General features: G+C 40.4%; 5 protein-coding genes. 3 read left to right on the top strand and 2 right to left on the bottom strand.

What is annotated here, in order from left to right; all coding sequences use genetic code 11:
- Nucleotides 1-77 precede the first annotated feature (77 nt).
- On the bottom strand, nucleotides 78-1247 hold the full coding sequence (locus Q0954_RS32145) for a histidine decarboxylase (protein WP_299465521.1): 1170 nt from the start codon (nucleotides 1245-1247) through the stop codon (nucleotides 78-80).
- A 159-nt stretch (nucleotides 1248-1406) separates the two neighbouring features.
- Here Q0954_RS32145 and Q0954_RS32140 point away from each other — a divergent pair, with 159 nt between their 5' ends.
- The 3 genes from Q0954_RS32140 (at nucleotide 1407) to Q0954_RS32130 (ending at nucleotide 5759) form a co-directional block, all read left to right on the top strand.
- The gene (locus Q0954_RS32140) at nucleotides 1407-1859 is read left to right on the top strand and encodes an Lrp/AsnC family transcriptional regulator (protein ID WP_004156017.1); all 453 of its coding nucleotides are present in this window, start codon (nucleotides 1407-1409) and stop codon (nucleotides 1857-1859) included.
- A gap of 766 nt (nucleotides 1860-2625) precedes the next feature.
- Nucleotides 2626-3321, top strand: coding sequence for a peptidoglycan DD-metalloendopeptidase family protein (locus tag Q0954_RS32135; protein ID WP_299465516.1), 696 nt, complete (start codon nucleotides 2626-2628; stop codon nucleotides 3319-3321).
- A 683-nt stretch (nucleotides 3322-4004) separates the two neighbouring features.
- Complete coding sequence (locus tag Q0954_RS32130; protein ID WP_299465513.1) at nucleotides 4005-5759, top strand: endonuclease/exonuclease/phosphatase family protein; 1755 nt, start codon at nucleotides 4005-4007, stop codon at nucleotides 5757-5759.
- 916 nt (nucleotides 5760-6675) lie between these two features.
- Here the strand turns inward: Q0954_RS32130 and Q0954_RS32125 are convergent.
- Complete coding sequence (locus tag Q0954_RS32125; RefSeq protein ID WP_299465510.1) at nucleotides 6676-7086, bottom strand: NlpC/P60 family protein; 411 nt, start codon at nucleotides 7084-7086, stop codon at nucleotides 6676-6678.
- Nucleotides 7087-7180 lie beyond the last annotated feature (94 nt).

The following is a 7180-nucleotide window of genomic DNA, read 5'->3' as shown; positions in this document are numbered from 1 at the left end:
ACAGCATATTTTGAAGCTTTCATGCTACAAAGATAACTTTTTAACCAATATTAATATTTTCGCAAGAAGTCTATTGACTAAAACTCAAATTCAAACACCTCTTCTACCTCCTCCTCACTATTTACAATGTCTTCGACAAACTCATCTATTTGAGCCTTGGTTACATTGGGCATGCATATAATGTGCGACATGTCGCCTTCGGTGGCAAGTTGCCATTTTTGCTTGATGCTTTCAGTAGTTTTAGGTAACACCACTGTAATTGCCTCTGGGTTGCGCCAGGCAGCTATGCCAGCTTCTTTTAATTTATTTTCGCAATAGCGGGCAATGTCCAGGCTGTAGAGATAGCGTGCCTTGAGCCCTTCTTCTCCCATTTTTTTGAGCCCATACCACAAAAACAAAGGGCTGTGACCATTGCGTGACCCAGTAATGGTAGTGTCTAACGAGCCTATATAAGAAATGCCCTTGGCTATACGGTCACGGTTAGATTTTTTGGTAACAATGACTCCACACGGAATGGGCGAGCCTACAAACTTGTGTCCACTAATAGAGATACTGTCAGCGCCATCTTTAAAGTCAAATGGCAAGCGAGGCTCTATAAAAGCCCCAAAAGTGCCCGCCAAGGCTCCGTCGCAGTGAATGTAGTGATCTTGAATGGCCAGTTTTTTAAGAATTCCCTTAAGCCTTGTTACATCATCTTTGGCTTCGTGCATGGTAGTGCCAAACGTAGCAAGTACAATGGCAGGCTTATGGCGATTCATTCTTACGGTATTTTCAAAATCTTCGTAATCTATTTCTCCGTTGTCCTGTGAGCGAATAACAATGCTTGGAATATTGAGTAAGTGAATATTTTTTCGTACGCTGTAATGAGTCGATTCTGAATAATAGACCATTCCTTTGGGGTACATTTCGCGCGCCAGGTACAAACCATACAAGTTGCTCTCTGAGCTGCCGTTGGTTACATAACCCCAGTAGTCTTGAGGATTGGCACGAAACAACTTGGCAAAAAAGCGTATGACTTCGCGCTCCAGCTCGTGGGTTTGTACCCGGTAGGTACTGCCTTGTTCGTAGGGGTCTCCAATATTGTTGATCGGAAAGTTTAGAAAATCGTTGATTTCAGAAAAGTCAAAATCTTTGGATACCGGATAGCCTAAAAAATAGTCGCGTGCTTGTTCAATATGTTGCTCTAATGTTTGCAGACGTTGCTGATCGGCAATAGTTAAATCTTTTTTAGTGAATGTAGTAGTCATACCTTTAAACCATTTATTTTTCTACAAATTTAGCTATAACAGGTTTAAAAATTATTATAATATTAAAAGTTGAAAAATAAATCTGCTAAAATAGACTTTAACCATTTTTGTTTATTGATTTGTTATATTTACATTTCAATCTTAGAAAAATATTCTGCCATGGATGCAATTGATAAAAAAATACTGATGCAATTACAGCAAAATGCGAAGCAAAACAATAAAGAAATTGCCGACAAGGTGGGGCTTTCGGTGTCGCCTACTTACGAAAGAATAAAAAAACTAGAGCAACAGGGGTATGTCAAACAATATGTGGCTATTTTGGACGGTCAGAAGGTAGGCAAACCCATCAAGGTATATTGTCAAATTTCGTTGGCAAACCACGCCCGTCCTCTGATAGAAAACTTTAAACAAGCAATTGCCCGGTTACCCGAAATTATGGGATGTCAGCATGTATCGGGCAACTATGATTTTTTGCTTAAAGTGGCAGTGAGCGACATGAACGAGTACCAACGCTTTGTGATAGACAAGTTGTCGGTGATCGAGGGCATATCCAATGTACAAAGCTCGTTTGTGATGGAAGAAATAAAAAACGATACAATGTATCAGTTGTAAAATAACTAGAGGTTTTTAATTACGAATGAGTCAATTACGAATGGTTTAATTACGAATTACGAATGGGCGCAAGCGTAGTTAATTACGAGTTGAACAATTACGAATTACGAATGAATCAATTACGAATGAGCGCAAAGCGTAGCTAAAACTACAGATTACCGATTCCTAACTAATTCGCAAATATGATAATTTAAAGCTAAAGGCTAAAAGCCAAACGAAGAACAAAAAAGGCTAAAAGCTCCATACAAACAGCTAAACAAAAGCTAAAGGCTAAAAGCCAATCGTAGATCAAGAAAAAGCTAAAAGCCCCATACAAACAGCCAAAAAAAAGCTAAAGGCTAAAAGCCAAACGAAAAACAAAAAAGGCTAAAAGCCCCATACAAACAGTTAAAAAAAAGCTAAAGGCTAAAAGCCAATCGTAGATCAAGAAAAAGCTAAAAGCCCCATACAAACAGCTAAGCAAAAGCTAAAGGCTAAAAGCCAATCGTAGATCAAGAAAAAGCTAAAAGCCCACTACAAACAGTTAAACAAAAGCTAAAGGCTAAAAGCCAATCGTAGATCAAGAAAAGGCTAAAAGCCCCATACAAACAGTTAAACAAAAGCTAAAGACTAAAAGCCAATCGTAGATCAAGAAAAGGCTAAAAGCCCACTACAAACAGTTAAACAAAAGCTAAAGGCTAAAAGCCAAACGAAGAACAAAAAAGGCTAAAAGCCCACTACAAACAGTTAAACAAAAGCTAAAGACTAAACCAAACGAAAAATAAATATGGCATACTCAAGAACAGCACTCATTGAAACCCTAAAAAAACACCAACACAACTTTGCCTCTACAGTACCGATAGACTTTCAGAAAGAAGACTTTCTTACTTTTGATTTTTCGGCAAACAACCCTGAACTTAAAAATGCTGATTTTAGCACGGTAAAAAAAATGGACGATTATGTATGGGGTAAACTCAAAGAAGCCAATGTGCGGGCTGCTGCCGGAGGCTACAACGAAGAGCGGGTGATATACCAACGAGGCGAACAGTACCACTCTACCGACGAGGTACGCTCTATTCACTTAGGCATAGATATTTGGATGCCTGCCAACACCCCGGTTTTTGCGCCGCTCGATGGCAGGGTGCATAGTTTTCAGAACAACAACAACTTTGCAGACTACGGACCTACCATTATTTTAGAGCATCAACTAGAAGGACTTACTTTTTATACCTTGTATGGGCACCTGAGCCTGGAGTCATTGGATGGTAAATACGAAGATCAGAAAGTAGCACAAGGCGAACAAATAGCTACCCTGGGAGTGGCTGAAATCAACGGCAGCTGGACGCCCCATTTGCACTTTCAACTCATTACCGATATGTTGGGCAAAAAGGGAGATTTTATTGGGGTAGCCAACAAGTCGGAGCGTGATTATTACCTGGAGGTGTGCCCCGATCCTAATTTGGTGCTTAATATTCCTTTTTAGTTGACGGCTTTACAGCCTTAAGCGATATGCCACACGCTTTTTTAAGTGTGTTCTGTAAGGTCACTTGAAACTCATAGATAAAAAGAAGTCTTCTAAACCCACGCTTTTTTTAAGTGTTCCATAAGGGCACTTGAAAGTTACAGATAAAAAGAAGTCTCCGATCTTTACAAGACAGACTTTCTGACCGAATGGCTAAACAGACCAAAAAAACTTCCTCAGGTTGAGCCATTAACTTGTATTTGTGCGTGTAGTAGTTGATCGCTTTTTTAGGCGACTATCTATCAAATAGGGTTTAGTTTTTAAGTTTAGATTGTTAAAGCCTGTCCATTTTAATATGGGCAGGTTTTTTTATTGGTTGGAGGTACACCTTAGTAAAACTACAAAAATAACCTAATCCATTGAACTTCGTCTCTGACCGTTGTACTTCTTCAAAAAATAGTTCCGTAGCCAAGGCTACGCAAAGATTTTTTTCATCGTCCAACAAACAGATACTGCCTTCTTTTGGATTACTTTATTTTTTCCATTTTACTTAGAGAAAATACGGCAGGGTGTCTTTAGCTTAATGTGAAGTAATTATTATCATTTATTAATAAATAATTATACTATCAGTCAAAAAGTTACTATTTGTTCTGGGAAATGTTATTTTTAGCTATCAATTAAAAATTAAACATCTTCTAAACAAAATGAAAAAACATTTCTTAACCCTTTGTCTGGTTTGCCTGACTTGCCTGGGGGCAATGGCAGCAACCAGCGTGTATTTACAAAACAATACCGAACTAGAGCTAAACATCACCTACCAAAGCGCAGGACGAAAGCTAACGCTCAATAAACAATATGGTTTGCCAATAAAGCATGTACCTGCTTATGGGCGTAAACGTGAGCTTTTGTGGACCAATCGTAATTCCGGAATTTCTAATGGGGTAGATTTTTGGCATTACCTGACAGTTACCACGGGCAACCATCAACTGCGATTGGGAGTCAAACTTAATGGCAACTGGATAGGGAGCACTATGTGGTCTGAATTTGCCGTGTTTACCGCAGGAAGCAACCAGGCAACCACCCAAACCGGGCTACAAAGCAACCGCAATATTCATCGTCGTATTTTTATGATGCAGGGCAAGCGTTACCAGCTTTCTATGCGTATGGTGTTTACTGGTGGCTACGATGATATTGTGTATGTATTAGATGAGCTAGACTACAATCCAGTACCTGGGGCAGACTATGCCAATCCGCATACGCTCAATGTGGTGTCTTACAACTTGTATGGTTTGTTTGCCGGCAGCATCTGCAATCGACACGCCTTTGCCGCAAAACGCCTCCAAAACTTTGAGGTGGTAGGTTTTCAAGAGGCTTTTGACAACGAGTGTCGTCAACAACTGAAAAACAACTTGCAAGCCAGCGGATGGAGCACCACCCAGGTAACCGACGCGTCGGGTTTTCCTGAAGATGGCGGTAGTTTTATTGCCTCAAGGTACCCTATCATTGCTCAAGACCAGGTAGTGTTTAGTTCTAACAACTCTTGCAACTTTACCCAAGCCAACTTGTTTGCGGCAAAAGGAATCAACTATGCTAAAATCAACAAGCACGGGGTAATGTACCATGTGTTTAACACCCACCTATATGCAGGGGGAACGAACGCCTGCCAGGAGGTACGCCGCGACCAACTTAAAGTCATGCAAGCCTTTATTTTACGCAAAACCGGGGGCAAAGGCAGAATCATAATGCTGGGAGACTTTAATATAGATGAAGACAAGCAAAACGATTTGCGCACATTTTTGCAAGCTTTTATCCCCACAAGGGAGGGGCCAATGCCTTACACCATTGGTGCCGAAAACGTGTATGGTGGCGACAATCAGAAGTTAGATTATGCTTTGTTTTGGGACTATACCAACACTGCCGATGCTCAACTGTACGAGCCAGTGACTCACTTTCAGCGTACCTTTTGCCCCAGGGCTACTATGGTAAACAATGCCAACCAAGGTGAAAATACTGAGTGGCGAGATGTGTTTGCTGACTTGTCTGACCATTACCCAGTGTATGGGCGCTTTGTGTACAATGAGGTAACAGGGCAAAAAAACAGGGTATTGGATGGAGCAGTTCCACAGGCGATAGCAACACCTATAGTGGGCACAGCAGCTCACCAACGAGCCACCCAACAAGTTGTTCAGCAGGCAACAGACGCAGTAACTATAGAAGTGTTTCCTAACCCTATCCAACATAAAGGTCGTTTGCAAGTAAAACTGCCGAATAGTCTGCAAAAAAATGTGTATTTTGAGATAGTCAGTGTGTTGGGTACAACATTTACCCCTCAGGTAAGCAAAAGCAGTAGTGCCAATGCATGGCAACTAGATGTAAGCCATTGTCAGCCAGGCTTGTATGTATTACGGGTAGTGGGCGCCAATAAGCGACAATATACAGTGCGCTTTGCGGTCAACTAGTCAAAATCAATGGATAAAATTGGGTCTATCTCATAATAGATTCTAGCACCTTAAATACTAAATACCTAACCCATTATTTCGGCGATTTTTGCCCACTGACTTTACTTAAAAAAAACTTGCGTAGCTCCGGTTCCGATATGCATCGGAATTGTAAACTAACTCTGCGCGATTTTTGAAGTTCGTCAGAAAACAAAACTCATCCCAAATAATAACGCATTTACTTAATGTTTAAGGTACTAGGGGAATATTTTGTCATGCCTTTCAGGTGATTTCTTCCCCAAGAAAATAGTCAAAATTTATAAAACCCAATACATGCTGCTTGTTCCATACCTGGCAGGATTTTTTAGCGTCGTCACAAAATCCTGTCAGGTAGGCTGTTAAGAATCTGGTAATTTCTTCCCCACGTTTTTGGTTTAGAAATACCATGAGATTATCACAACTTTCAAGGAATTGTTTGCCTACCTTGATTGGATAAACCAAAACTGATTTTTCTTTAAAATATACCCTGTAACGTAGTAATGGCTATTTTTGCAGGAAAAGAAAAATTTGGGTATCTTGTATTAGACAAAGAATGTTTACCTTATTTTTAAAATCATAAAAGTTTCCTCAAAAACGTGGGGCACTTTTTTAAAATTCTTAACAGCCTACCTGTCAGGTATTTGTCCGTATATTAGCTGAAAAAAGCTGCTTTTAAGGAAAAAACAAGAAAGTATGTATCTTATACTATATAGCAAAAAAATGCCCCATGCTTTTAAAAGCATGGGGTATTTTTTTTAATTCTGAACAGCCTGCCTGCCAGGTATAAAATATCAATTTTGTTTTTTTGAGAAACCCCTCTGAGGCTGGCAAAATTCAAGGTTTCGATGATACCTAACAATAATATACAGCGGCATCTCAGGACTTGTCCCAATCAAGGCTATGTATCATCATTGTTTAATATCCGTTTGGCACCAATAAACACCTGATAGGCAGGTTGTTCCAGAAAATACTCCAGCGTCCAGATGACCGCCACCTGGTTGGCTTTAGACAAGTGCACTGCTTGGTTATTGCCTATGTATACGCCTACGTGGGCACCCCACGAGTTGGGGGTTTTGTTCCATAACAAAATATCTAATGGCTGTAGGTCGGTTACTTGTTGGGTATGTGTGGTGTCTTCCCATAAATCGCTTGAGCGAAAATCGGGCACCTTAAGCCCGTGGTGACGCAACAGTTCGTAGGCAAACACCTGACAGTTGGCACCACCCTGCAAGCCGTTTACTTTGGGCGACCCAGGGTAGTGAGCTCCTTGGTAGGTAACCTCAAAAAAATGGGGAGGAATATCTATCATAGTATAGGTGTTGTTTTCTTAGGAATGGTGAGAAATTAAATTGCCATTCTTGAGGTAGAGGTTTTGTTTTGAGACGAGGCTATTTTTTGCGCCC

It is taken from the genome of uncultured Microscilla sp. (genome assembly GCF_947493425.1).
Classification (GTDB): domain Bacteria; phylum Bacteroidota; class Bacteroidia; order Cytophagales; family Microscillaceae; genus Microscilla.
This window is presented reverse-complemented; position numbering and strand designations above follow the sequence as displayed.

Excerpts from the sequence above, each read along its gene's own strand:
- Q0954_RS32145 (WP_299465521.1), bottom strand. The coding sequence starts at position 1,247 with ATGACTACTACATTCACTAAAAAAGATTTAACTATTGCCGATCAGCAA.
- Q0954_RS32140 (WP_004156017.1), top strand. The coding sequence starts at position 1,407 with ATGGATGCAATTGATAAAAAAATACTGATGCAATTACAGCAAAATGCG.
- Q0954_RS32125 (WP_299465510.1), bottom strand. The coding sequence starts at position 7,086 with ATGATAGATATTCCTCCCCATTTTTTTGAGGTTACCTACCAAGGAGCT.
- Q0954_RS32135 (WP_299465516.1), top strand. The coding sequence starts at position 2,626 with ATGGCATACTCAAGAACAGCACTCATTGAAACCCTAAAAAAACACCAA.
- Q0954_RS32130 (WP_299465513.1), top strand. The coding sequence starts at position 4,005 with ATGAAAAAACATTTCTTAACCCTTTGTCTGGTTTGCCTGACTTGCCTG.